The following is a 25,604-nucleotide window of genomic DNA, read 5'->3' as shown; positions in this document are numbered from 1 at the left end:
CGCAGAGTCTCCCTGGCGCGTGGCGCCGACGGCAAGCGGCTCATGGCTTAACCCGCCCCGGTGATTGTCCGCCGTTCTCGTAGATTCCCTTCGATAGAAAGAATTCGATTTCCGCCAGGGAGGTGTGCGTGTGATCGAATACCAGGACACAGCGCAGTCCATCCGTGTAGTAAGGATCGGTCGTCAGGTTCTCGCGCGGCGCGCTCTTGGGCGCGGCCCCCACCCCCTTCACAAATCCGAACTTGGCCAGCGTCACCGAATACGCCATATCCTGTGTCAGCGCACTGCGCGCTTCGTCGACGTCAGGGTCGATCTTGTGCGTCGTCAGCGTCGCAGAATGCACGGTCAACCGGCTGCCGATATCGCGGCTGATCTGTCCGACCCACACCTGCTTGCCGTGATATTGCATCGGACTCAGCCACAGCCTCAGGTGATTGCGCTGGTGGACGTTGTCACGCGCCTTTTGCAAGGCAAGGTCCTGTGCTCGCCCGAACAGATAGAGGTCGCTCACCGGCGCATAGGGATAGCGCTCGCCGGCAAGCGCCGAATTAACCATTTTCATGATCGACCCCGACCACTTTTCCTCGGTTCCACGCCAGCCGCGACGCGCGAATGCGGGGAACGCATCATCGAGGCCGCCGACGATCACCAGGTTAAGCGGATCGCCGTTCCTGGAACCCTCCTCGTTGGTGACGCAGCACGGCAGCGCCTCCAGCGCCGCCTGGAAACTGGCGTCATCCGTGTAGTTCACAATGTCTTCGGGCGGATAGATGCCCTGCCTGAACACTTCGCTGATGTGGTAATCGGTGCGCAGGCCCGGCACGATGGCCAGGACAGAGAAATGCCTCGCCCGCCCGTCTGCCACCAGATCGAGGTTAACGAACTTGAACCCCTCGTCGAGATTGGTCAACACGAAGCCCGAGGTTGTCGCGCCAGGTGCGATAGGGTTGCGGAAGGCCAGCCGACGAAAGTGCCGGTCGAGCGCCGTCCGCTTGTCCTGCGTGCCCCCTGAGAAAAATGCTTCGGCCGCCTCGGATGCAGGGAAGAAATTTGGATCGAGGCCCGGCGAAAGCAGATAGTAGACGCGGTCTTCCCGATTTTTGACTTCGACCCAGACTGGCTGTATCGATGTATTCGCCAGAGGTACGCCGTAGACCGCCTCGCTTTCTGCGGCCGACAGTACGGCGGTCGACACGCGCAAGCCGCCATCGCTGCGCGTCACGGCGCGGCTCTTATAGTCAAGGGTCGTCGTTGGCGGAGGCTGGGAGGCGCAGCCAGCGACCGCGGCTGCGGCTGCGATGGCCGTTGCTGCAAGAACGTGTCTCACCATGCGATGCATCGCGTAACCTCATCAACTGAGCTTTACCAATCTTCGCTGGCCTGCCTACGTAATCCGTGGCTACTGCGAACATTAGTTTCTACGTCGCAGCTTTTCATTATGAACCGCCCCGGGAATTGCGGAGGCTTTTCTATCAACCGAACTCCTGAGCGATACCTCTGGGATCGTGTCGCGCGCGAACACATGGTTGCTTCCAGCGCCCTCTCCTGCTCGAATTCTAACGTCTCAGTCCAAGTCCACAGCGCCACGAAACGCGACGATGTCATTCTGCATTCAACCGGGTCGTGAAATACCGTGATGACGCAGTTTGCGATAGAGCGTATTGCGGCTGATTCCCAGGCGGGCGGCAACATAGGCGATATGCCAGTGTTCCGCCTCAATCAACGTTAGCAGCGTCTGCCGTTCGGATACTCCAAGCGGATTTTCGGCCAGCGCGGCTGTCGCTGGCGCTACCGGCAGCAACTCCGCCAAGTCATCCAGAGTGACACGCCCCTCCAACGCCAACGCTACCAGTGTGCGCAGACACGTACGCAGCTGCCGAACATTGCCTGGCCAAGGCTGCGCCAGCAGGCGCTCTCTGACGCCCGCCTCCAGCCGAACTCTGGCCCCTGCTGCCTCCTCGCGCAGCAATAGGTCGAGCAAACGGCCCTTGTCTGAACGCTCACGCAGCGGCGGGAGTTGCACGGCGAACCCGGCAATGCGATAAAACAGATCTTCGCGAAAGCGCCCTTCGGCCACACAGGCGTGCAGATCCTGGTGGCTGGCACTGATAAGGCGTACGTCGAGCGGACGTGCCGTCGCGCCGCCTAGCGGCACCACCTGACGTTCCTCCAGCACACGCAGCAGGCGAGTCTGTAACGCCAGTGGCATATCCGCAATCTCATCGAGAAATAGGATGCCGCCATGGGCCTGCTCCAGCTTGCCGATCATCCCGTCCTTGCGTGCGCCGGTGAAGCTGCCGCCGCGATAGCCGAACAGCTCGCTCTCGATCAGCGTTTCTGGAATGGCCGCGCAATTGATCGCCACAAACGGCTGGCTCGCTCTGGAGCTGGCGCGATGCAGCGCCGCAGCAAAAGCTTCTTTGCCAGTACCGGTTTCGCCCTGTAAAAACACCGGAACGTCACGCTCCAAAACACGCAATGCGCGAGCAAAGCCGCGTTGCAGGCGCGGGTCTTCCAGACACACGTGCACGTCGTTAATCTTGGGGATTGCAGGAGTGACTAAAGGCACCTGGCGTAAGGGTTCTCGCAACTGTCCGTAGAGCAGGCGTCCGTCCACCAGCCGCATAGGCCAACATACACTCGGCTGAGAGCTGGCCTGACTCATCACTTGATCGATAGGTGTTTCCAGCAGCATCGTCAGAGATTGCCCAACCAACTGATCGCGGCTGAGGCCCAGCAGACCCAGCGCAGCATGATTGACTGAACAGATACGGGCACTCTCGTCGAAACTGAGCAGACCTTCACCCAACAGCCCAACGAACCCTGCCTCAGGGTGGAAGCGCAGCAAGTATCGCTGCGGATCATGCCCTAAGAAAAAACAGCTCTCGATCAACTTGGCTGACAGGTTGGTCAACGCCATGGCCTTGAAGTGTTGCTGAAGGCTGTGTTCGTCCCGCACAGAGGAGAGGTTGAGCACGGCAAGCAACTCTCCGCTCGCATCAAATATCGGACTGGCCGAACACGTCAAGCCGACGTGCTTACCACGGAAATGTTCATCACGACGGATGGTTACGTGCTGTCGCTCGACCAGGCAGGTGCCGACACCGTTGGTACCCTCGCAATCCTCGCTCCATACCGAACCGAGCCACAGTCCGGAACGCTGGAACTCGGCTCGTTCGGATTCGTTGAACACACTGTCAATCGCCACACCGCGAGCATCGGTGAGCAGCACCACGTGGCCGTCACGCCCGAGTTGTTGGTGCAAACTGCTCATCTGCCAGTGCGCCATAGAGATGATGTGTTCCAGTGGCGCGCGGTGATCCTGCAAGCGTAGGTGCTCAACTACATTAGGCTCGCGACGACTGGCGGGATCAAGCTGATGCTGATCCAGGCAACGGCGCCAAGACCGTGTGATAGCCAGGTCAGTAGTAAGGCCGTGGCTGGCGGGAGTGCCCTGCACGGCTTCTAGCACTTGTTGTGCATGGGCGTTGATCAAAGCCGGCTTCATTGTTCTTTTTCTCCGCTACGGTCAAGACACGGGGTTGTTCGCAGCTTATATGAAAAGACTGCAACGAGCGCTCTTTGCGCCGCGTGACACTCTGTCATCCGCCATTCCCAGAATCGTGACATAGATCCGAGTCAAAGCCTGAGCAGTACTGCGGCAGCCGCTCTGCAACAGGGCTTTCATGAAGATGGCCCGGGCCTTGCTCTAGGGCAAGTTGTTACAAAAACAACAAGAACGGGAGAAGCCCCATGAACATCGCTATCGAAACACCTCTGCAAACGCCAACTGATCAGCTCGCGGCTTGGGTCGAAAACCTCAACGCGTGTCTCGCCCAACGTGATTTGGACGGCGCACTCGAACTATTTGCCGAAGAGTGTTACTGGCGCGACCTGCTACTTTTCAGCTGGAACTTAGTGACCCTGGAAGGCAAGCCTGCCATCCGAGACATGCTCGAAACACGCCTGGACCAGACTCGTCCTGAGCAGTGGAAAGTGGAAGGTGAGGCGACGCTGAATAACGGTGTGCTCGAAGGTTGGATCAGCCTGGAAACCGAAGCGGCGCGAGGTAAAGGCTACGTGCGCCTGAAGGAAGGCCTGTGCTGGACGCTGCTGACGACCATGCGTGAACTCAAAGGTTTTGAAGAACCCAGTGGCCGCCGTAGGCCGATGGGTGCCAGTCATGGTCACGCCCACGCCGACAAACGCAACTGGCTGGAGCGTCGACGCGATGAAGAAGCTTCGCTAGGTATCACCACCCAGCCCTATTGCCTGATCGTGGGCGGCGGGCAAGGGGGGCTGGGGCTCGCTGCGCGACTCAAGCGAATGGGCGTACCAACCCTGATCGTCGACAAGGCTGAGCGTCCTGGCCATCAGTGGCGCGGTCGCTACAAGTCACTCTGCCTGCACGACCCTGTCTGGTATGACCATATGCCTTACCTACCCTTCCCCGATCACTGGCCAGTCTTCACACCAAAAGACCAGATTGGCGACTGGCTGGAAATGTACTCCAAAGTCATGGAGCTCAATTATTGGCCGCGTACAGAATGCGTGAGCGCCAGCTTTGACAATCAAACCGGCACCTGGAAGGTTGAAGTGCAGCGCGATGGCGAGCGTGTAACTTTACAGCCTACTCAGTTGATCCTCGCCACCGGCATGTCTGGCGTACCCAATGTTCCTGGTTATCCGGGTGCCGAGGTTTTCAATGGACAGCAGCATCATTCCAGCCGCCATCCCGGCGGAGACGCATGGAGTGGCAAGCGCGCGGTGGTCATCGGTGCGAACAATTCGGCTCACGATATCTGCGCCGACCTGGTGGAGAACGGCGCTGAGGTGACCATGGTGCAACGCTCGAGCACCCACATCGTGCGTTCCGACAGTTTAATGGATCTCGTCTTCGGCGGGCTCTACTCTGAAGACGCCCTGGAGACGGGTTTGACCACGGACAAGGCCGACATGCTGTTCGCCTCGATCCCCTACAAGGTAATGCCTGGCTTTCATCAACCAGTCTTTGAAATGATCAAGGAGCGTGATAAGGACTTCTACGCGCGCTTATCCGAGGCCGGCTTCATGCTCGACTTCGGTGACGACGACTCTGGTCTTTTCATGAAATACGTGCGCCGTGGCTCTGGTTACTACATCGACGTCGGTGCCTCGGAACTGATCGCTAACGGCACGATCAAGCTCAAGAGCGCGCCTGGCCTGGGTGTCGAACGCATCGAAACAGATGCCGTCATACTCAACGATGGCAGCCGACTACCGGCAGATTTGATCGTCTACGCCACGGGCTATGGCTCAATGAATGGTTGGGCGGCGAAGCTGATTTCCCAGGAAGTGGCTGACAAGGTCGGCCGCTGCTGGGGCTTGGGTTCCGGAACCACGAATGATCCTGGCCCCTACGAGGGCGAACTGCGGAACATGTGGAAGCCAACACAGCAGGAAAACCTCTGGTTCCACGGTGGCAACCTGCATCAGTCACGGCATTATTCGCTGTATCTGGCGCTTCAGTTAAAGGCACGCTTCGAAGGCATCGACACATCCGTCTACGGCCTTGCCGAGAGTCACCACACTGGCTGAGTCAAATGGCGCCCAGCCGTGGTTGGGCGCCTCTGCACAATGCCCCGGGCGTATTCTAACGATCTATATCTACGGCTATCCCAACCGCATCAAGGCCAGCGCAGCAAACTTCGTCTACGGGGCAACGAAGGACTCTATAGATCTCAGAAACCACCTGCATCGTTGCGTCTTCGATCGTTCCTTCATTACGGCATAAAACCCAGCCGTGGTCTGCAATCGCTCGCTCGAACGCCTTGGTGCAAGCGACATGTTCTTCCAGCTTATGGATCACAGTACTGCTCAGCCCACGCTGGCGCGCCGCTGCCCTCGCCCATGAAATTTCAGGGGCGGTGACAACCCCGACATGCAAGTCTGGCACTCGCACGTTTCGATCAATGTTTAACTGTAGAATCTCGGCAAACGGGATTATCCGGCGAAACGCGGCATCGGACGGGTACCAGCGATCGATCAAGATGATGCTGTCTGGTGGCTGTTTAGCTAGCACGTGCTGGGAAATCCAGGTACGGCTATCAGCAAAGCGCTCACAAACCCCCAACTCCAAATCCCGGGTGGGATTTCTGACGAGCTTGTTAACGAGGGCCATTGTTTCACCCCTGTAGGGATCGCTTTTTTTCTCGCAAAGTCGGATCACCTTTTTGTTGTCTGCCCTCAGTACTTTCGTAACGGCCTCCAACAGTGTGGTTTTGCCGGTTCCCTTGGGCCCATCTAGAGAAACAAACAGCGGACGATTCATTCTTCAAATAACGATTGATATACGGTTTTTTTGCCCGGATCGTTCGCTGGAACCGCTTGGCGCGACTATGCGAATCGAGTGGAGGGTCCTTATGAACAGACATTGATGAACACTCTAACTTAGTTTCTGGCTATCGGGTCTCAAAATCCAGAGTTACAGCCGCTAAGGCTGGTCGCAGATGCCAGGTGCAGGGCCCGGATCTCAGAATTGGCCGGCAATATCGAAATCAAGCCCCGAAAGATTCGGGGCTTGATGGGGTCAGACGGCATCAGGGTTTGCGTCCTCCACCTTCGCTCGTCCCACCATCCTTGCGGCCCATTTCAGAGGACTTATCGCGGTCATCGGCGAGATTGCCGCCGCTTCCGCTTCCTTTCCCGCCGCTGGACGATTGATCAGCCTTGTTGGATTGTTGTCCGCCTGAAGCCTGGCCACCTTTTTGGCCTGGTTTGGTCATGTTTTCTTTATCGTCGGCAAATTCGCCTCCGCGGTTCGTACCCTGCCCGCCTCCAGACATGCGATCGCTATCGCGAGACTGTTGTCCGCCGGAAGCCTGGCCACCTTTTTGGCCTGCTTCAGAGGCGCGTTGTGGATCGTTGGCAAAATTTCCGCCAGAGGCTTCTCCACCTTTCTTACCGGCTTCAGAAGCCTTGTCCCGGTCGTTTGAAAAATTGCCTGGATTTTTGTTTCCTGTATTGGCCATTTTTGTTCACCTCTACATCGTTAGCACGAGCATGGGCTCGTCTAATTCGGAGGACGCACAAAACAGAAAGTTTGAACGAAAATATTGGCTCGCGACGAATGGATCCGGGTATTTGGTTCCATTGAAAATGCGCGTATTCGATGGACGGCGAGTGCCTCACGGAGGGGGCAACTTACGTCGGATTCCAGATCAAATGCTCGATGTTTACTAGACTTGATAACGCGTAGAAGTCCTCCATGCATCACACTCAGGCGGTCAATCGATGACTGAACACATCGTGCATTTTCATTGCCAGATCGATCAGGGAACGACTGAGCGCTTCCGGGACTGTTGCCTGGAAGCCATTGATCAAGGCGCCACCTCCTTGCTCCTCAATCTTTCTACAAGCGGGGGTAGCACTAACTTTGGCTTCACCCTCTACACCTTCCTGAAGTCATTGCCGGTACCGCTTTGCGCGATCAATGCGGGCAACATCGAATCCATGGGCATCATTATGTTTTTGGCAGCAGGCCGCCGTATCACCTCGCCCCACTCACGCTTCCTGATTCACCCGATGAATTGGTATTTCAGCCAAAAATCAGTCGACCATCAGCGCCTGCGTGAATACCTGTCGAGCCTGGACAACGACCTCGCACGTTACGTGCAGATTTTCACACTCGAAACTGCTGACGCAGAGACAAAGCTCGATATTTTTCATTGCCTTTCAGCGGAGGAAAAAGTCATCGCTGCACATGAGTCTCTGGCTTATGGCATTGCTCATGAGATGAAGCAAATGATGTTTGCAGATGATGTCAAACATTGGAAAGTCAGCGGTGGATGAACAGAGCCCATTTCCTCATTCCTGACTCAGAGGACGTGTCGAACCCCCTCCGTCGCCGGACTTGACGGACGCACTGGCGACTCATGTCGCCAAACAGAAAGGCCTGCTCCCCGCCGGATGAATGAATTGAGTTGCACCGGACTGTGAGTCCTTGCTCAGCGCAGTAAAGCGCGACCGTCTTTGTGTGATTACGCACTGCGCCCTTGGACGACGCATAGGCCGCGGCTCCCGGAATGCCAACCAGGCCTGATCGAGAGGAGATGTTGATAATGGAACCTGTTCCGTGATGCCGCATGGAGCGGATGGCGTACTTGCAACCAAGGAATACACCATCGAGATTAGTCTGATGCACGGCGTGCCAGTCCTCCAGACGCGCATGCTCCGGGTCATGCCGCACGGCGCCGTGCTCAAATCCGGTGATACCCGCATTGTTCACCAGGACGTCCAGCCTGCCGCGCTCCTTCAGGACTTGCGTCGTCACTCGCAGCCAATCATCTTCGCGCCGCACATCAAGGCGCAGATAGCGGGCGCGATCACCGAGTGAATCTGCAACGGTTCTGCCGAGCTCGTCGTTGATGTCAGTGACGTAGACAAAGCAATCCTCCTGCGCGAAGAGTCGCACGATCGCTGCGCCAATCCCTTGGGCGGCCCCGGTCACGATCGCGGTCTTGGAAGTGAGTTTACTGGTCATGATTGATGCAAAGACTCCTTTATTTGATACGCATGAAGCGTGAAGCAATACGATTCATAAAGCAGTTACCCCCCCATGCCAGGGTTGGTTGCCACGCTCCCGAGTATAGACTGCCTCGGTAAACCGCCAGCGGGCGAAGGGAATGGTGCGTCCAGGCAGCGCTCCCCTCCTTCGCGCTTATGCGTTGCGGCTACGCAGGCGAACGGATTTGACCCAACACCCGCGCGGCATCTAATGTTTGACTCAATTCATGAAAACGCAAAGACGCCCGCTAATGAGTGAGGAGCGAGAGATCAGACCAGCTTGGCCACCAGAGCGACAACGACAAAGGTCGTCAGGGCGAAAGCTACGCCGATGCAGAAAGGCAACAGAAAAGCGCGGGCCGCAGTCGGTGCGGGCCTGCTCATTTCTTCGGCCAGAGCGGCTACATCACGGTGCAACTGTTCGATGCTGGCTCGATTCGTAGACTGTGGGGGCATGCTTGTTCTTCCTTGGCGGGTCACACTGTCTCCTTTCCTTCAACACCCGGATAGCAGGTAACTCCCTTTGCGTTCCCCTGCCCGTTCAGTCTCTGCCCGATTACCTGTGGGAGCGGCTTGCTCGCGAAGAGGCCATGTCAGTCGACATCGATGCCGGATGTCAGTCCGTTTTCGCGAGCAAGCCCGCTCCCACATTGGATCTCTGCCGGACTCAGGATTTGCATACGCCCCGATCACCGAAGCGAGGCTGCTATTTTTTGCTTTGGCTGTAGATCTGCCGCCCCTTTCCCAGTGACCGAACGCAAACGCATCTTGCCGTTGAAGTACCTACTCAGGCGGATCGATTTGGTCCAGCACTCTGTTCGCAGTGATCTCCGCCAGCATTACGCTGTTGGAGATGCCCAGCAGCGCATTGCGCGAACCGCCGTCCAGATGATCCACCAATTGATGCACCATCACATCGACCGAGGCCAGTGTCTCGACCAGATAAACCACCAGGGTCTCGGTCGTGGCTTCCGGGTCCACGGTAAACATTGTGCTGGGTGTGCGCGGGATGGCTTTGATGTCGGCAGTCGAAGGAAAGTGGACGTCGAGGGCCCTCTCAGCGGCCTCGTTGAGTTTGAATCGGGTTCGTATGGGGATTCAGGATCGGCGTCCGGCGGGTTGGGTGTGACCTTGAACATAAGCTGGCTTCCCTCATTGGGTGCCAACCCTCCTGCTGCTGAACGAGAGGGAGGCAGCTGTACGCAGGTTAGCAGACCGGGGAAGCTAGCAAAGCCGGCGCGCCCTAAGGCGCCCTGCGCACAACCACCATCAAGTGCAGGCATGTAATGCCTGACCGACAAGAGCTTGTGAACCTTGCTTATAACCCCGGGCTGCTAAACCCGATCACTGATGGGCAGTGACGGGAATCAAGTTACCGAGCAGCCCCAAGGCGCACAAGCCGGCGGATTCTGGCGTACCTGTAGGCAACGACGCAAGGTCTTGTAGCTTGCAGGAAGTAAGCTGTAGGACGCTTAAACAAGCGATCTCTAATGGTGTTGATGGAGCCGTCGAAAAAAGACAGCCTGTAAAAAAACAGCTTTAAAAAGTGATATATCCCTTGCCCGTTCAGTCCCTGCTCGATTTCGGTATCGCAATCCGGCTACTGGCCTTGACCTCCCGCAATGCCAGACTGGACTGAATGGACGCAATACCCACCTGACGCCTGAGCACCTGTTCGATGAAATCACTGTAGCTATCAAGATCCTCTGCCAACACTTGCAGCACGTAATCGGCATCCCCGGTGATCTTGTGACAGGACAACACTTCAGGCAATTGCGCAATCACCGCCTCGAAGGCGTCGGGCGCGTGATCGGCGTGGGTGGAAAAACGGATGTGCACGAATGCCATGATATCCAGCCCCAGCATTCGTCGATCAAGGTTCGCCTGGTAGCCCTTGATCACGCCCGCCTCCTCCATTCGCTTACGCCGCCGCCAGCAAGGCGTAAGGCTTAACGACAGCCGCTCACTGAGCTCGGCATTGGAAATGCTCGCGTCTTCCTGCAGCAACGCGAGAATCGCCAGGTCGGTGTCGTCGAGACTGATGCGTTTGGATATTTTTTTCTGCATCGCACCATTCCAGAGTAAGTTCGCCCGCAATATCTCCCAAACCATGAACATAAAGCAAAGAAATCGCAGCCGTACCAGAACAAAATATTTGCACTGGTTCACATCAACGGATGCGCAGAATGTTTACAGTTTTCAGTGATTCCCACCGTTTGCACCACGGCACCGAATTGAAAGACGGCGTACTCAAGCCGTCCTTCGAGCAGCCCAGTCGGGCCGATACCGTCCATAACCGGGTCAAGCAAGTAGGGCTTGGCCAGATCATCGAGCCGCGGGCATTTGACCGGTCGTGCTATGTCAACGCGCATAGCGAGCGCTACGTCACCTTTCTGGAAACCGCCTGGTCTGAATGGTGCGCAACCGGACGCACCCACGATGCCTTGCCGCTGGTATGGCCAGTGCGCGATCTGGCCAACGAGCAAGTGCCTGCTTTCATCGACGGCAAGCTGGGTTTCTACGCCATGGACGCCGGCTCCCCCATTACCGCCACCACGTGGCAAGCGGTAAAGACCAGCGCCGATATCGCGCTGACCGGACTAGCGCTGATCGATGAAGGCCACGACAGTGCCTTTGCCCTGTGCCGCCCACCCGGCCATCACGCGGCGCGTGAATACATGGGCGGCTACTGCTACCTGAACAACGCCGCCATTGCCACACAGCAGGCCATTACCCGAGGCGCCAAGCGTGTCGCCGTACTGGACGTCGACTTTCATCATGGCAACGGCACCCAGAACATTTTCTACGGACGCAGCGATGTCATGTTTGTGTCGCTGCACGGCGAACCGGCGGTGTCCTATCCGTACTACTCAGGTTTCAGCCACGAAGTCGGTGCAGGGCACGGCGAAGGTTACAACCTGAACTATCCGCTGCCGAAGAACACCACCTGGGAAAGCTACCGCAACGCCTTGCTCCACGCCTGCAAGAAACTCCAGCAATTTGCCCCTGAAGTGCTGGTTATTTCACTGGGCGTCGACACGTTCAAAGACGACCCCATCAGCCACTTCCTGCTGGAAAGCGAAGACTTCATCGGCATCGGCGAGCAGATAGCGGGCGTGGGCTGCCCCACCCTGTTCGTGATGGAAGGCGGCTACATGGTCAATGAAATCGGGATCAATGCGGTCAACGTGTTGCATGGTTACGAGAGCAAACGCGCCTGATTCATCGCTGAATCACAGCGTTTCAACTATTGAATCGGAGAATAAAAACATGACTCTTTTTATAGACGTCAATCATGCCGCACGCCTGTTCGCCAAGGTGGGCATCCGCCGGGCCATCCGCGAAATGGCGGCTTACATCGAAGCTGATTATTCACGCTGGGCGCAATTTGATAAGTCGCCCCGCACCGCCAATCATTCGGCCGACGGTGTGATCGAGTTGATGCCGACCGACGATGGCCAACAGTACTCGTTCAAATACGTGAATGGTCACCCGGACAACGGTCAAAAGGACTTGCTGACGGTCATGGCCTTCGGTGTCCTGGCCGATGTCCACAGTGGCTATCCCACCTTGCTCAGCGAGCTGACGCTGACCACGGCGGTGCGCACTGCCGCGACCTCCGCCCTGGTCGCACAATCCCTGGCGCGACCGGGTGCAAGCATCATGGCAATCATCGGCAATGGCGCCCAGAGCGAATTTCAGGCCCTTGCCTTCCACGAAATGCTGTCCATCAAACAAATACGCATTTTCGATATCGATCGCGACGCTTCACTGAAGTTGAAGCACAACCTGTCCGCCTTCCCGGATATTGAGGTGATTCTGGCCAATTCGGTCCAAGACGCGGTCAAGGGCGCGCACATCGTCACCACGGTCACCGCGGACAAGGCCTATGCAACGATTCTGACGCCCGAGATGATCGAGCCCGGGATGCATATCAATGCCGTCGGCGGTGACTGCCCGGGGAAAACCGAACTGCACGCCCAGATCCTGCGCGATGCCCGGGTCATCGTCGAGTTTGAACCTCAAACCCGGATTGAAGGCGATATACAACAACTGGAGGCCGACTTTCCCGTCATCGAGTTCTTCCGGATTGTCCTGGGCGAAGTCCCCGGGCGCGAGAACGACGCACAAGTCACCGTGTTCGATTCGGTGGGTTTTGCCCTGGAAGACTTTTCGTCACTGCGCTACGTGCACGACCTGGCGCGGGAGCACGCCATCGGTGAGCGCATCCACCTGGTGCCGACGCCTTCCAACATAAAAAACCTCTACCAACTGCTTGATCAACAGCCAGCCAGCGTCCCCTCGCGCCTGCGCACGGCCAGCTGAAAGCCATAGGTGATGCCCCTGAGCCAAGGGGCCACTCCCCGGTAGCGAACGCGAAACCCTGCCACCCGCAAACCACCACCGTCAGTAGCCGTTGCATCTCTAACAAGAACGCTAGACAGCCACTTTTCTGCCAAAACTCAAAAACATAAAATCAAGAGGTTTTGTAATGAAATCGACTCCGTCCGAGCGGGTTGAACAGCCCGCGCTGCAGCGTACGCTCAGCAATCGTCACATTCAGTTAATGGCCATGGGAGGTGCCATCGGTACGGGCCTGTTCATGGGCTCCGGGAAGATCATTGCCCTCTCCGGCACATCGATCATCCTCATTTATATGATCATCGGGATGTTCGTCTACTTCGTCATGCGCGCCATGGGCGAACTGTTGCTCTCCAACTTGAACTTCAAAAGCTTCGCGGATTTTGCCGGTACCTACCTGGGCCCGCGAGCGGCATTCTTTCTCGGCTGGTCGTACTGGCTGAGTTGGAGCGTCGCGGTGATAGGCGATGCCGTGGTGGTCGGCGGCTTCTTTCAATACTGGTTCCCCGATGTACCCGCCTGGATACCTGCCGTCGGTATGCTCATGACGCTGTTTGCCTTGAACGTGCTGACTGTCAGGCTTTTCGGTGAAGTGGAATTCTGGTTCGCGATCATCAAGATCATTGCCGTCGTCACCCTGATTGGCGTCAGCATGGTGCTCATTGCCAGCTCCTTTGTCTCTCCCAATGGCGTGACGGCATCCCTGAGCCACCTGCTGGACAAACAGGCAACCTTTCCCAATGGCCTGTTCGGTTTCTTCGCCGGTTTCCAGATGGCCATTTTCTCATTTGCCGGCACCGAACTGATCGGCATCGCCGCCGCGGAAACCCGCTCCCCCGAGAAGACCCTGCCAAAAGCCATCAACTCGATTCCGCTGAGAATCATCCTGTTTTATGTGCTGGCACTGGCCTGCATTATTGCGGTGACGTCCTGGCAACAGGTTTCGCCCAACAAGAGCCCCTTCGTCGAACTGTTCCTGGTTGCAGGGTTTCCCGCAGCAGCAGGCATCGTCAACTTCGTGGTGTTGACGTCTGCTGCCTCTTCGGCCAACAGCGGCGTATTTTCATCCAGCCGCATGTTGTTCGGGCTGGCGAATCAGGACAATGCTCCAGGGATTTTCCGACGCCTGTCGAGCGGTAGCGTGCCCTTGCTGAGCCTGGCGTTCACCACACTGTTGATGCTGGTGGGCGTACTGTTGCTGTTTATCGTTCCGGAAGTCATGACAGCGTTCACCATCGTCTCTACCGTGTCGGCGATCCTGGTGATTTTCACTTGGTCAACCATCCTCGCCTCGTACATTGCCTATCGCAGAAGCCGCCCGGACCTGCATGCGCAATCGGCGTACAAGATGCCTGGCGGCGTTCCGATGGCGTGGTTCTCCTTGGCATTCCTGGGCTTTGTTCTCTGTTTGCTGGCATTAAGACCTGACACCCGTATTGCCTTGATGGTCATGCCGGGGTGGTTCATATGGTTGGCAATTGCCTATCAGCTGACCCACACCAGAAAGCCGAAGGCCGCTGCTGATTCGGCCAGTCAGTACAGCTGATATTCACTTGGAGCCTCTGGGTGCCGATGCAGTGGAGCGCCCTTGAGCGATGTGGCAATTGTGGGGCGCCGGCGGGTCCAAGAGCTGTAAGCGAAGGCCGTCAAATAGCACTGACGGCTCACGCTGCTTTGCCCCAAAGAGCGTCAAAATAACGTTACCTCCTCGAAGATCCTCACATCCACTCATCAGATATACCGGTTTTTTGACGATTCTCCGATATATGGTCACAACTTTCACGCTCCCTCAGGTCCTAACACCGTGCTCGTCGATGGAATATTGGCATTCATACGGTTTTAGCCTGACACGGAGATAAGTTTATGATTTTTAACGTACAAAGTTTTGGCGCTAAAGGCGATGGCATCACTGACGACACGGCGGCGATACAAAGTGCGATAGACGCTGCGGCCGCCGCAGGCGGTGGGCAAGTCTACATGCCGACCGGTACTTATATCGTTTCCGGAGGTGAGGAACCTTCCGACGGCTGCCTGATGCTCAAGAGCAACGTCTACATGTACGGCGATGGCATGGGCGCAACCAACGTCAAGGTGGCTGACGGCTCCGACACCAAGATCACGGGGGTCATCCGCTCCGCCTATGGCGAGGAAACCCACGACTTCGGCGTCAGCAACCTCACCATCGACGGCAACCGCGACAGCACCACGGGCAAGGTCGACGGTTGGTTCAATGGCTACATTCCCGGCGAAGAAGGCTACGACTCCAACGTCACCCTCGACAGCGTCGAGATCAAGGATTGCTCCGGGTATGGGTTCGACCCCCACGAGCAGACCGTCAACATGGTCATCAAGAATAGCGTCTCCCACGGCAATGGCCTGGACGGCTTCGTGGCTGACTTCCTCAGCGACAGCACCTTTGAAAACAACGTCGCCTACGACAATGACCGCCACGGTTTCAACGTCGTCACCAGCACCCATGACTTCACCCTCACCAACAACATTGCCTACAACAACGGCGGCAATGGCATCGTGGTGCAGCGCGGCAGTGAGGACATCCCCTCCCCCAGCAACATCACCATCACCGGTGGCGAGGTGTACGGCAACGGCGCCGAAGGGGTGCTGATCAAACTGTCCAGCGCGGTGACCGTCAGCGGCGTCGACATTCACGACAATGCCAGCGCCGGGGTCCGCATCTACGGCAGCAACCACGTCGAGATCACCGACAACACGCTCAACAACAATTCCCTGGGAAATCCCGTACCGGAAATCATCATCCAGTCCTACGACGATACCCTGGGCGTGTCCGGCAAGTACTTCAACGGCAGCGACAACACCATTCAGGGCAACATCATCAGCGGCAGCGACCTGTCGACCTACGGTGTTGCCGAGCGCAACGAAGACGGCACTGATCGCAACGCCATCATCGGCAACACCATCAGCCACACCAGCAAGGGGGCCACGCTGGTCTATGGTGACGGCAGCTACGCCAGCGCCACGGTGCCGATGACCACCGTGCAAGGTACGGCTGGCAACGACACCCTGTCGGGCAGCGCCGCCAGCGAGATTTTCTACGGCGGGGCCGGCAATGACACGATCAATGGCGGGGCCGGTGGCGACATTCTGGTCGGTGGTGCAGGCATCGACAAACTCACTGGCGGTACCGGCGCCGATACGTTCCGTTTCGCCGCGCAGTCCGACAGTTACCGCACCGCAACCGCAAGCTTCGATGACACCATTGTCGACTTCGACGTCACCCAGGACAAGATCGACCTCGCCGGTCTCGGTTTCACCGGCCTGGGCAATGGCCGTGGCGGCACCTTGCAGGTCAGCTACAGCGCCAGCAACGACCGCACCTACATCAAGGACTACGATGCCGACGCCAGCGGCAATCGCTTTGAATTGATTCTCTCGGGCAACCTGACCAGCACCCTGACCGCCAGTAATTTCATCTTCAATCGGGTGGTCACCGGCACCAACGCCAGCGACTCGTTATTGGGTAGCGATTCGGCCGACACCCTGCTCGGCCTGGCGGGCAACGACAACCTCAGTGGCGGCGCGGGCGACGACAAGCTCGACGGCGGCACCGGCATGGATAGCCTCACCGGTGGCACCGGGGCGGACACCTTCGTGTTCTCCAATCGCCTGGACAGTTACCGCAATTACAACACCGGCGGTGTCAACCTGGGCGACCTGATCACCGATTTCGATATCGGCGCCGACAAGATCGACCTCTCGGCCATGGGGTTCACCGGCCTGGGGAATGGCGAGAACAACACCGTCTATCTGGTGCTCAACAGTGCCGGCACCAAGACTTACATCAAGTCCCTGAGCGCCGACGCCAATGGCAACCGCTTCGAAGTGGCAATGGACGGCAACTACCTCGACAAGCTGACCAGCGCCAACTTCGTCTTCGCCACCTCGTCACCGTCCAACCAGGCGCCGGTGCTGGCCACGCCCCTGCTGGATCAGAACGCCACCGAAAACACCGCGTTCAGCTACGTGGTGCCGGCCACCAGTTTTACCGATCCGGATAACGACAGCCTCAGCTACTCCGCCACATTGGCCAATGGCAGCGCCCTGCCCGCTTGGCTAACCTTCGATGCCGCCAGCCGTACCTTCAGCGGCACGCCCAGCGACACGGCATCAGGCACCTACTCCATCCAGGTCATCGCGACCGACGCCAGCAATGCAACCGTCAGCGACAGCTTTACCTTGGCCGTGCAGGACGTACCCACCGCACCTGGCGTGATCAACGGTACGCCGAACAACGACACCCTGACCGGCACCACTGCCAACGACCAACTGTTCGGGGGTGCCGGCAACGACACGCTTAATGGCGGCGCGGGCAACGACATCCTCGTCGGCGGTACCGGTGCGGACAAACTCACCGGCGGCGCGGGTGCCGATGTGTTCCGCTACACCGCAACACTCGACAGTTACCGCACCAGCGCCACCAGCAGCAGTGACCAGATCCTCGATTTCGATGTGGCCGCCGACAAGATCGATGTCTCGGCGCTCCGTTATACCGGCCTGGGCAATGGCCTGAACGGTACGCTGCAAGTGACCTACAGCGCTTCGAGCAACCGCACCTACCTCAAGGACCTCACCGTCGATGCCAATGGCAACCGCTTCGAAGTGTCGCTGGCGGGCAACCTGGCGAACAGCCTGACGGCGAGTCATTTTGTCTTCGCCGACCAGAACACCCCGAGCAATGTAGCGCCGGTGGTGGCCATTCCCCTCCTCGACCAGAACGCCACCGAAAGCGCACCGTTCAGCTACACCCTGAGCCACGACAGCTTCACCGACGCCAACCAGGATGTGCTGACCTACACCGCAACGCTTGCCGACGGCAGCGCCCTGCCCGCCTGGCTGAGTTTCAACGCCACCAGCCTGACGTTCACCGGCACGCCGATCAGCACGGCGTCCGGCCAATACAACGTGCTGGTCAAGGCCGTCGATCCTTCGGGAGCGTCGGTCAGCGACAGCTTCGCCCTGGCGGTGGCCGATGCGCCCGCCAACACCATCGCCGGCACCAACAATGCCGAAACCCTCAATGGCACGGCCGGTGCGGACCTGATCCTCGGCCTCGGTGGCAATGACACAATCAAGGCCGGCACTGGCGCGGACATCGTCGACGGCGGCGACGGACGCGATTCGCTGTACGGCGGCGACGGCGCCGACACCTTCCGCTACAGCAACGTGCTCGACAGCTACCGCGACTACGACAGCGGCGGTGTCACGGCCACGGACACCCTGTATGACTTCACCGCGGGCGTCGACAAAATCGATGTCTCGGGCCTGGGCTTTCTCGGCCTCGGCGATGGCAGCAATGGCACCTTGTACATGACCCTTAACACGGCCGGCGACAAGACCTACATCAAGTCCGCCGAAGCGGATGCCGATGGCAATCGCTTTGAAATCGCCCTCAACGGCAACTACCTCGACACCCTGACCGCCAGTGATTTCGTGTTCGGCGAGCGCGCCCAGCAAGACATCCTCTACCTGCCCACCCTCGGCCAATCCAATGCGCGCCTGCTGCGCATGACGGAGGACGACGATCAGTCCGGCACCTCGATGCTGGTCAATGACCTGGACCGCTACACCCCCTATGACGTGCGCAGCCAGTTCACCGACGCCGACGGCAACGGCATTGACATCGCCGTGGGTGGCAGCACCGTCAACGGCCTGTCGACCCTGGGCGCCGAGGAACTCAAGTTATGCTGGTGGCTGACCGACACCAACCAACCCGGGCCTGCACTGCTGCGTGCCGAGGCGTTGCTGCGCGACCAGCTCACCGAACTGCAATCGATCGACAACGTCACCATGGGCATCATTTGGGGCCAGGGCGAGGAAGCCGCCCAGGAAATCGGCCGCGCCACGGACAAACCAGCGGCAGCAGCGGCCTACAAGGCCGCGACCCTGAAGGTCTTTGATTACCTGCATACCCAGTTCGGCAGCTTCAGCGTGTACATGATGGAAACCGGTCACTACGAGCAGGACGCCGCGCGTGCCCGTGGTTACTCCGAAGAGAAGATCGCCTCCATCGTCGAAGGGGTCGGTCATGTTCGCGCCGTCCAGGAGGCCATTGCTGTCGAGCGCGCCGATGTCAAGCTGGCGGTGGACTACACCGACCTGCCCTTGCGCTACGAGGTCGATCCACTGGTGTATCCCGATGATGTCTGGCACCTGCACGAGGAGTCGGCGGAGATCGTCGGCCAGCGCCTGGCCGACGCCATCGCCGATGACCTTGGCTTCCAGGGCAACCCCAACGACAACAACAGTGTGCAGGACATTTTCGACAACGCTCAGAACCAGGGCGGGATGATTTCCGGTACCGACCAGGCGGATACCCTGGTGGGCAGCTCGGGTAACGACACGCTCGATGGCGACCTGGGCGCCGATACCCTGAGCGGTGGCGATGGCAACGACATTTATGTGGTCGATAACGCTTTCGACAGCGTGGAGGAAACCAACACCTCGACCGCGCAGATCGATACCGTACAGGCCTCGGTCAGCTGGACCCTGGGCGCCAACCTCGAGAACCTGGTGCTCACCGGCGTGTCGGACATCGACGGCACCGGCAATGAACGGCGCAACTTCATCACCGGCAATGCCGCCAACAACGTGATCGATGGTGCCGCAGGAGCCGACAGCATGAGCGGCGGCGATGGCAACGACACTTACTATGTCGACAACGCCGACGACACTGTGATCGAGACCAACAACAGTGCCGGGCCGGGAGGGATCGACAGTGTGCACAGCAGCCTGGCGGCCCATACCCTCGCCAGCAACGTCGAGCATCTGTATATCGATAGCGCGGGTGCCGCCAATGGCACTGGCAACGGGCTGGACAACACGCTGTTCGCCAGCGCCGGCAACAACGTGCTGGACGGGCGCGAGGGTAATGACACCGTGTCTTTCGAGCGCGCCCTGTCCGGCGTTAACGTAAACCTTTCGACGTCAGCGCAGCAAAACACCTCGGGTTCGGGGCTCGACACCTTGAAATTCCTGGAAAACCTGACGGGAAGCGCCTACGCCGACAATCTGTCGGGCAACAGTGGCGCGAACGTTTTGAACGGTGGTGCGGGCAACGATACGTTGGTGGGCGGTTCGGGCGATGACCGGCTGATCGGTGGTGCAGGCACCGACATTCTCAGCGGCGGCACGGGCGCCGATACCTATGCGTTTACTGCGCTGTCGGACATGGACGTCGGGGCTTTGCGCGATGTGATCAACGGTTTCAAGAGCGCCGAAGGCGATCATCTGGATTTCACCGGTCTGGACGCCAACCCGCTGACCACCGCTGTCGACGCCTTCACCTTCATCGGCAGCAATGCCTTTGACCCTGCAAACGCCACCGGCCAACTGCGCTTTGCCGATGGCATCGTCTACGGCAGTGTCAATGCCGACGCCACCCCCGAGTTCGAATTTGAACTGGTGGGCGTCAAGGAGCTGCACGCCAGCGATTTCACAGCCTGAGCCAAACCCGCATCCCGTGGGAGCGGCGGTGCGGCGATCCGACTTGCCCACGAAGGCGGCGGCACATTCACTATGAATGCTGACTGGCCCACCGCTTTCGCGAGCAAGCCCGCTCCCACAGGATATGCATTCAACCTGACTGATCATGTTTGTTTCGTGGCGAGGGAGCTTGCTCTCTCGCCACGGAGATAGGCTGCGATCTTGAGCTTTGGTGGGAACCCCAGGCTTTTCAGAACAGGCGTTGCACCTGTTCCAGGATCGCGCGGTTCATCTGGCCCGTGTGGGTGTGCAGGCTCACGTAGCTTTGCAGCATGTCGAGCTTGGTGTTGAGCAGGTCTCGACGGGCCTGGAACACCCGCTGTTGCGCATCCAGAATGTCCACTGTGGAACGCACGCCACCCTGGAAGCCTTTTTCCGTCGAGGTCAGCGCCCGCTGATTGGAGTCCACCGCCCGCTGCATCGCCTTGCTCTTGGCAAAACCGGCCACGACACCCAGATAATCGGCCTCAATGTCCTCGGCCAACTGTTGACGCTGCACATCGTAGTCCGACTGGGCACCGGCCAATTGCGCTTCGGCCTTCGCCACCGAGGCACGTACCGCCCCGCCGCGATACAACGGAATATCCAACTGAACCCCCACGTAATAAGAGTCCTGGCGCGGGTCGAGCTCCTGGTACTGAGGGCTTTCCCGGCGGGTTAGCTGGGTGGTCAGCGACAAGGTCGGGTAATGCCCGGCGCGCTGACTGTCAGCCTGCGCCTCGGCGACTTTCACCGCCGCCAGCCGGGAGGCCAGATCGGGACTGGCTTCACGGGCAATCGCCGTCCAGTACGTCAAATCCCGCTCCGGCGGTATCGGGCTACCGGTGGGCAGTTCTTCGCGCATCGGCTGGATGTCCTCGATCGGCACGCTGGCGCGACCGGACAACGCCCGCAACGCCGCCACGCGGCGGGCCTGGGCTTCAGCCTCCTGGGCGTCGACGAGATCGAGCCGGGCCTGGGCCTCGTCAATATCGGTGATCGCGCCCTCGCCGCCCTGATAAAGCTTTTTGCTCTGCGTCACCAACCCATTGATGGCGGTCTTTTGCTGGGCGATCAACTTGATCTCGTTCTCGGCACGGGCGACGTCGAAATAGCCTTTGGCAACCCGGTCGAACAGGGTCTGGCCGGCAACGTCGAACAGCTGGGTACCCAGCTGCCCCCGCGCCTTGCCCTCCTGATACGCCGCCCAGCGCCCCTTGTCATAGAGCGGTTGTTGCGCCGCCAGGGTGACGCTGTTCGCCTGGTAGTCGTTACTGTTGACGTAGCTGTTGTCATCGCCGCCGTCGATACGTCCGCCGTAACCGTAGCGCGACGTCAGCGACACTTGCGGATAGAGGCCGCCGCGGCCAATCTCCTCTTCATGGCTGGACGCGTCAAAGGCGTGGGCTGCCGATTGCACGGTCGGGTCATTGAGCCGCGAGGCGTCGTAGGCAGCGGTCAGGTTCAGGCCTTCTTCGGCGGCCCCTACGGGATTGATAGCGGCCCAGTTGGCACACAAACCCAGTAGTACAGCGTAGCGATAGCGGCAACGGTCGGTCATGCTCATTCCTCTTTGAAGGCTGCAAGCAAGCGTTCGCGCAGTGGTTTCATCAGGTAATTCATCAAGGTGCGTTCCCCCGTCACCACCGTGACATCGGCGAGCATGCCGGGGCGCACCAGCAGGCCGGCGACCTGCAGCGAGGCGACGGTGTCGGCGGCAATCTCGACCTTGGCGGAGAAGTACGGCTGGTGAGTCTGTTCATCGATCAACTGGTCCGCCGACACGGTCTGCACCGTGCCGGTGACGGTCGGCGTATCCACCCGTTGCAGCGCGGTGAAATGCACATGCACCGGCAGCCCCGGGCGCAACTTATTGGCCATCAGCGGCTCGAAGCGCGCGGTGATCGCCATCGGTGCATCCAGCGGCACCACCTGCATCAGGGTCTGGCCGGCCTGGGCAACGCCGCCGACCGTATGGATGCTCAGGTCCATGACCTGCCCGGACACCGGCGCCCGGATCGCTCCGTTGTCGACTTCAAACTGCAAGGCACGAATTTGATCGGCATAACCTGCCGCCTCGGCAGAGACCTCGCTGAGCTGGGTTTCGGCATCGCGGCGAAATTCCTGCTGCGCCTGCAAGGCCTTGAGCCGGCTTTCGTTGATCGCCTGGCGGGTCCTGCCGACATCGCCCACCCCGGAGGCAATCTGCCCGGCCAATTGGGCTGCGTTGCGCTCGGCCTCAAAGAGTTTGTTGCGCGGAACGTAGCCTTCATGGGCCAAATCACGCAGGCCTTCGAGTTCCTGCTGCTGGAAGCGCATCTGCGCGTCGTAGTTGCGCTTGACGCCTTCGTAGCCGAGCAATTGCTGCTGCAACGCCGCGGCTTCGTGTTCGATGATCTGCAGGCGGCTGCCCAGCTCTGCACGGCGCGTCAGGAACAACTGGCGCTGCAAGGCCATGGCCGCCTTGACCCGCGGCTCGTCGGCATGTGCCAGCAGTTCGGCGGGCCATTGGATCTCGGCTGAGCCCAGGCGCTCGGCAATCAACCGCGCCTCGACGCTGCGATCGTTGAGCAACTTGCCCAGGGTCACGTCCCGTTGCGACTGCGCCTGCACCGTGTTGAACTGCACCAGCAACTGCCCTTGGGTGACGCGGTCGCCATCGCTGACCAGCAGCTTTTCCACCACCCCACCGACCAACGACTGCACCGCCTTGCGTTCGCCCGCCACCACCACGGTGCCGCTGCCCACGACGCCTTGGTCGAGCGGCGCCAGGCAGGCCCAGAGCAGGAAGCCGCCCAGGGTCAGGACCAGGAAAGCCACACCATAGCGTGCCGCCCCCCCGGCGTCGGTACTGGCGCCAGGCAGCGTGCTGTCGCCGCGTACGCTCAGCCCCTGCTCGCTGTACGTCTTAGCCTTGGGGGTCAGATCACGCATCTTTACCAGCCTCTTTGACCGCGGCCGGTCTTGGCCCCGGCATCAATGCCTTGAGCACCCGATCCCGTGGACCGAATGCTTGTTGGGTGCCGTCCTTGAGCACCAGGATCTGATCGACCACCGCCAGCACATTAGGCCGATGGGTAATCAGCACCACGGTGCTGCCAGCGGTCTTGAGCGCACTGATGGCCTGCACCAGCGCCACCTCACCGGCTTCATCGAGGTTGGAGTTGGGCTCATCGAGCACGATCAGCGACGGGCGCCCGTAAAGCGCGCGGGCCAGGCCGAGGCGTTGCTTTTGGCCGCCGGACAACCCAAGCCCGCCGGGGCCCAGCGGCGTGTCGTAACCCTTGGGGAACCGCAGGATCATCTCGTGGATACCGGCGTGACGCCCGGCGGCGATGATCTTGTCGGCGTCCTGCTCGCCGAAACGGGCAATGTTGTCGGCCACAGTGCCATCGAACAGCTCGATGTCTTGCGGCAGGTACCCGAGGTGCGGACCCAGGGCGTCGTGGGACCATTGGCTGATCTCGGCGTCGTCCAGGCGCACCGACCCGCCCATGGCCGGCCATACCCCGACCAGCGCCCTGGCCAGTGTCGACTTGCCACTGGCGCTGGGGCCGACGACGGCAAGCACCTCACCTTTGCCCAGGCTGAAATTGATGCCCCGCACGATCGGTTGCGCAGCACCGGGTGGGCCGACATACAACTGCTCCAGGCGCACCGCGCCGGTGGGCGCTGGCAAAGGCATGCGCAGGCGCTCGCGCGGATGTTCGTCAAGCAATTGGCTCAGGCGCTGGTAGCTCTGGCGGCCGGCGTTGAATTGCTTCCACGAACCAATGGCGATTTCCACGGGCGCCAGTGCACGGCCCAGCAGCAGCGACATCGCAATCATCATGCCTGCCGACAATTGGCCTTCAAGCACCAGCAACGCCCCCAGGCCCAGGGCCAGCGACTGTCCGGAGATGCGCACGAAACGGGTCATCGAAGTGATACGCGCGCTGCGATCGCTGGCATGGGCCTGGGCGGCAATGATGCGTTGCTGCAGCAGACTCCAGCGCTGGCGCAACGGCCCGAGCATGCCCAAGGCCTGGATGACCTCGGCATTGTGCAACGTGCTGTTGACATAGCTCGAAGACTGCACGCCCAGCCGATTGGCTTCGCCCAGGCGTGTGCGAGTCGCCAACTCGCCCCACAATGCCAGGCCGATCAGCACCAGTGCCAGAACCAGCGTCAGCACGCCGAACCAGGGATGAAAGATGAACGCCACCAGCACGAAGATGGGCAACCACGGCGCATCGAGCAAGGCAATCAGGCCCTGGCCGGTAATCAACTGCCGCAGCGTCGCCAGATCGGTGAGCACCTGCGCCGGGTTGGCGTTGTGCTCGCGCAGGCTGCGGGCGAAAGCAGCGTCGAAAATCCGCTCGCCCAAGGCATCGTCCAGCCCCGCGCTCATGCGAATCATCACCTCGCCGCGCACCCACTCGATCAGGGCGCTGAACATGAACAGTCCCAGGGCGATCAAGGTGAGCATGAACAACGTGGTTTCGTTGCGACTGGTGAGGACCCGGTCGTACACCTGCATCATGTAGAGCGACGGCACCAGCACCAGCAGGTTGATCACCCCACTGAACAGTGCCAGGGACCAGAAAACACGGCGATAACTTAATAACGCGGCATCAATTTCATGACGCGGATCGAGAAGCAAACCCATAAATAAAATGTCGCTCGCAAAGGAAAAGTCGGTCCAGACGCAATCCATCGCGAGCGTTTTGCCCAGCAAACCTGGAGAAAACACTAAATGTAGGCTGACGTGCCGCTATCAGAGACGGTCCTCGTCGCTACAGGCGCCCATAACTGACAACGACACCATGGGTTAGTGCCGGCGCCAAGGACTGGGTTTTCACGTAGCTGACGGGCGGGAATCGGGCAGCTCCACCCTTGCTTGTCGCTCGAACTCGCAAGTCATGGCAGCCACCCACTTGCCGTTGGCATAACTATTCAGGCGGATCGATCTGGTCCAGCACCCGGTTGGCCGTGATCTCCGCCAGCATCACGCTGTTCGAAATACCCAGCAGCGCATTGCGCGACCCGCCGTCCAGAGGATTCCTGAATTGGGCCATCACCCATCCCTACTAAAGAAGGGGTGGCAGCTGTACGCAGGTTAGTAGACCGGGGAATCCAAGAAACCGGCGCGCCCAAGGGCGCCCTACGTACAGCCACCATCAGAAAGCAGGCGCAAAGCCTGACTGGTAGAAGCGTTGTAC

The 25,604-nt window shown here is 59.4% G+C and carries 15 protein-coding genes and 3 pseudogenes; 6 read left to right on the top strand and 12 right to left on the bottom strand.

The genetic code is table 11. The features are described from left to right. Nucleotides 1-40 precede the first annotated feature (40 nt). Together ACA041_RS15680 and ACA041_RS15675 are read right to left on the bottom strand one after the other, a co-directional pair. Nucleotides 41-1,222 (bottom strand): LssY C-terminal domain-containing protein, encoded by a 1,182-nt coding sequence (locus ACA041_RS15680; protein ID WP_497441952.1) that lies wholly within the window; start codon nt 1,220-1,222, stop codon nt 41-43. Nucleotides 1,223-1,612: 390 nt separating this feature from the next. Beyond that, nucleotides 1,613-3,508, bottom strand: coding sequence for a sigma-54-dependent Fis family transcriptional regulator (locus ACA041_RS15675; protein WP_497441951.1), 1,896 nt, complete (start codon nt 3,506-3,508; stop codon nt 1,613-1,615). Between the two features lie 245 nt (nt 3,509-3,753). On the opposite strand from ACA041_RS15675, the gene ACA041_RS15670 reads away from it, so the two are divergent. After that, entirely contained in the window at nt 3,754-5,577 is a 1,824-nt protein-coding gene (locus tag ACA041_RS15670) for an NAD(P)/FAD-dependent oxidoreductase (RefSeq protein ID WP_497441950.1), read from the top strand. Nucleotides 5,578-5,632: 55 nt separating this feature from the next. On the opposite strand, the gene ACA041_RS15665 is transcribed toward ACA041_RS15670, so the two are convergent. Together ACA041_RS15665 and ACA041_RS15660 are read right to left on the bottom strand one after the other, a co-directional pair. Further along, the gene (locus ACA041_RS15665) at nt 5,633-6,310 is read right to left on the bottom strand and encodes a dTMP kinase (RefSeq protein WP_497441949.1); all 678 of its coding nucleotides are present in this window, start codon (nt 6,308-6,310) and stop codon (nt 5,633-5,635) included. Nucleotides 6,311-6,848: 538 nt separating this feature from the next. Further along, a pseudogene (locus tag ACA041_RS15660) lies at nt 6,849-7,010 on the bottom strand (con-10 family general stress protein); the annotation flags it as partial. 262 nt (nt 7,011-7,272) lie between these two features. Between ACA041_RS15660 and ACA041_RS15655 the strand changes: the two are divergent. Next, nucleotides 7,273-7,830 carry an ATP-dependent Clp protease proteolytic subunit gene (locus ACA041_RS15655; protein WP_046817303.1) on the top strand — a complete coding sequence of 186 codons (558 nt, stop codon included), beginning with the start codon at nt 7,273-7,275 and terminating at the stop codon, nt 7,828-7,830. Here ACA041_RS15655 and ACA041_RS15650 read toward each other — a convergent pair. The 4 genes and pseudogenes from ACA041_RS15650 to ACA041_RS15635 form a co-directional block, all read right to left on the bottom strand. Beyond that, nucleotides 7,817-8,521: an SDR family NAD(P)-dependent oxidoreductase gene (locus ACA041_RS15650; RefSeq protein WP_497441948.1), complete on the bottom strand. Its 705-nt coding sequence runs from the start codon at nt 8,519-8,521 to the stop codon at nt 7,817-7,819. The genes ACA041_RS15655 and ACA041_RS15650 overlap by 14 nt on opposite strands. A 293-nt stretch (nt 8,522-8,814) precedes the next feature. Then, entirely contained in the window at nt 8,815-9,000 is a 186-nt protein-coding gene (locus ACA041_RS15645; RefSeq protein WP_497441947.1) for a hypothetical protein, read from the bottom strand. Nucleotides 9,001-9,327: 327 nt separating this feature from the next. Further along, a pseudogene (locus ACA041_RS15640) lies at nt 9,328-9,683 on the bottom strand (DUF6124 family protein). 427 nt (nt 9,684-10,110) lie between these two features. Further along, nucleotides 10,111-10,611, bottom strand: coding sequence for an Lrp/AsnC family transcriptional regulator (locus ACA041_RS15635; protein WP_154978148.1), 501 nt, complete (start codon nt 10,609-10,611; stop codon nt 10,111-10,113). Between the two features lie 119 nt (nt 10,612-10,730). Here ACA041_RS15635 and ACA041_RS15630 point away from each other — a divergent pair, with 119 nt between their 5' ends. From ACA041_RS15630 to ACA041_RS15615, 4 genes are all read left to right on the top strand, one after another. After that, the gene (locus ACA041_RS15630; RefSeq protein WP_497441946.1) at nt 10,731-11,765 is read left to right on the top strand and encodes a histone deacetylase family protein; all 1,035 of its coding nucleotides are present in this window, start codon (nt 10,731-10,733) and stop codon (nt 11,763-11,765) included. Between the two features lie 49 nt (nt 11,766-11,814). Then, nucleotides 11,815-12,870, top strand: a complete 1,056-nt coding sequence (gene ocd, locus ACA041_RS15625; protein WP_497441945.1) for an ornithine cyclodeaminase — start codon at nt 11,815-11,817, stop codon at nt 12,868-12,870. 166 nt (nt 12,871-13,036) lie between these two features. Further along, nucleotides 13,037-14,452 carry an amino acid permease gene (locus ACA041_RS15620; RefSeq protein WP_497441944.1) on the top strand — a complete coding sequence of 472 codons (1,416 nt, stop codon included), beginning with the start codon at nt 13,037-13,039 and terminating at the stop codon, nt 14,450-14,452. Between the two features lie 317 nt (nt 14,453-14,769). Beyond that, the gene (locus ACA041_RS15615) at nt 14,770-20,385 is read left to right on the top strand and encodes a putative Ig domain-containing protein (protein WP_497441943.1); all 5,616 of its coding nucleotides are present in this window, start codon (nt 14,770-14,772) and stop codon (nt 20,383-20,385) included. 229 nt (nt 20,386-20,614) lie between these two features. Here ACA041_RS15615 and ACA041_RS15610 read toward each other — a convergent pair whose 3' ends face one another. The 4 genes and pseudogenes from ACA041_RS15610 to ACA041_RS15595 all read right to left on the bottom strand — a co-directional run. Continuing rightward, nucleotides 20,615-21,964, bottom strand: a complete 1,350-nt coding sequence (locus ACA041_RS15610; protein WP_497441942.1) for a TolC family outer membrane protein — start codon at nt 21,962-21,964, stop codon at nt 20,615-20,617. A 2-nt stretch (nt 21,965-21,966) separates the two neighbouring features. Beyond that, nucleotides 21,967-23,337: an HlyD family type I secretion periplasmic adaptor subunit gene (locus ACA041_RS15605; protein ID WP_497441941.1), complete on the bottom strand. Its 1,371-nt coding sequence runs from the start codon at nt 23,335-23,337 to the stop codon at nt 21,967-21,969. Further along, nucleotides 23,330-25,051, bottom strand: coding sequence for a type I secretion system permease/ATPase (locus ACA041_RS15600; protein WP_497441940.1), 1,722 nt, complete (start codon nt 25,049-25,051; stop codon nt 23,330-23,332). The genes ACA041_RS15605 and ACA041_RS15600 overlap by 8 nt, the downstream gene beginning before the upstream one ends. Before the next feature lie 283 nt (nt 25,052-25,334). Then, nucleotides 25,335-25,454, bottom strand: a pseudogene (locus ACA041_RS15595) (DUF6124 family protein); the annotation flags it as partial. Nucleotides 25,455-25,604: the final 150 nt, after the last annotated feature.

The sequence above is a fragment of the Pseudomonas sp. LBUM1676 genome, assembly GCF_059695605.1.
Note: the sequence above shows the minus strand (reverse complement) of the source record. Positions and strands in the feature narration are given on the sequence as shown.

Bases quoted from the DNA above. Each gene is read 5' to 3' on its own strand.
- ACA041_RS15675 (WP_497441951.1), bottom strand. From the start codon at position 3,508: ATGAAGCCGGCTTTGATCAACGCCCATGCACAACAAGTGCTAGAAGCC.
- ACA041_RS15670 (WP_497441950.1), top strand. From the start codon at position 3,754: ATGAACATCGCTATCGAAACACCTCTGCAAACGCCAACTGATCAGCTC.
- ACA041_RS15665 (WP_497441949.1), bottom strand. From the start codon at position 6,310: ATGAATCGTCCGCTGTTTGTTTCTCTAGATGGGCCCAAGGGAACCGGC.
- ACA041_RS15655 (WP_046817303.1), top strand. From the start codon at position 7,273: ATGACTGAACACATCGTGCATTTTCATTGCCAGATCGATCAGGGAACG.
- ACA041_RS15650 (WP_497441948.1), bottom strand. From the start codon at position 8,521: ATGACCAGTAAACTCACTTCCAAGACCGCGATCGTGACCGGGGCCGCC.
- ACA041_RS15645 (WP_497441947.1), bottom strand. From the start codon at position 9,000: ATGCCCCCACAGTCTACGAATCGAGCCAGCATCGAACAGTTGCACCGT.
- ACA041_RS15635 (WP_154978148.1), bottom strand. From the start codon at position 10,611: ATGCAGAAAAAAATATCCAAACGCATCAGTCTCGACGACACCGACCTG.
- ACA041_RS15630 (WP_497441946.1), top strand. From the start codon at position 10,731: ATGTTTACAGTTTTCAGTGATTCCCACCGTTTGCACCACGGCACCGAA.
- ocd (WP_497441945.1), top strand. From the start codon at position 11,815: ATGACTCTTTTTATAGACGTCAATCATGCCGCACGCCTGTTCGCCAAG.
- ACA041_RS15620 (WP_497441944.1), top strand. From the start codon at position 13,037: ATGAAATCGACTCCGTCCGAGCGGGTTGAACAGCCCGCGCTGCAGCGT.
- ACA041_RS15615 (WP_497441943.1), top strand. From the start codon at position 14,770: ATGATTTTTAACGTACAAAGTTTTGGCGCTAAAGGCGATGGCATCACT.
- ACA041_RS15610 (WP_497441942.1), bottom strand. From the start codon at position 21,964: ATGACCGACCGTTGCCGCTATCGCTACGCTGTACTACTGGGTTTGTGT.
- ACA041_RS15605 (WP_497441941.1), bottom strand. From the start codon at position 23,337: ATGCGTGATCTGACCCCCAAGGCTAAGACGTACAGCGAGCAGGGGCTG.
- ACA041_RS15600 (WP_497441940.1), bottom strand. From the start codon at position 25,051: ATGGGTTTGCTTCTCGATCCGCGTCATGAAATTGATGCCGCGTTATTA.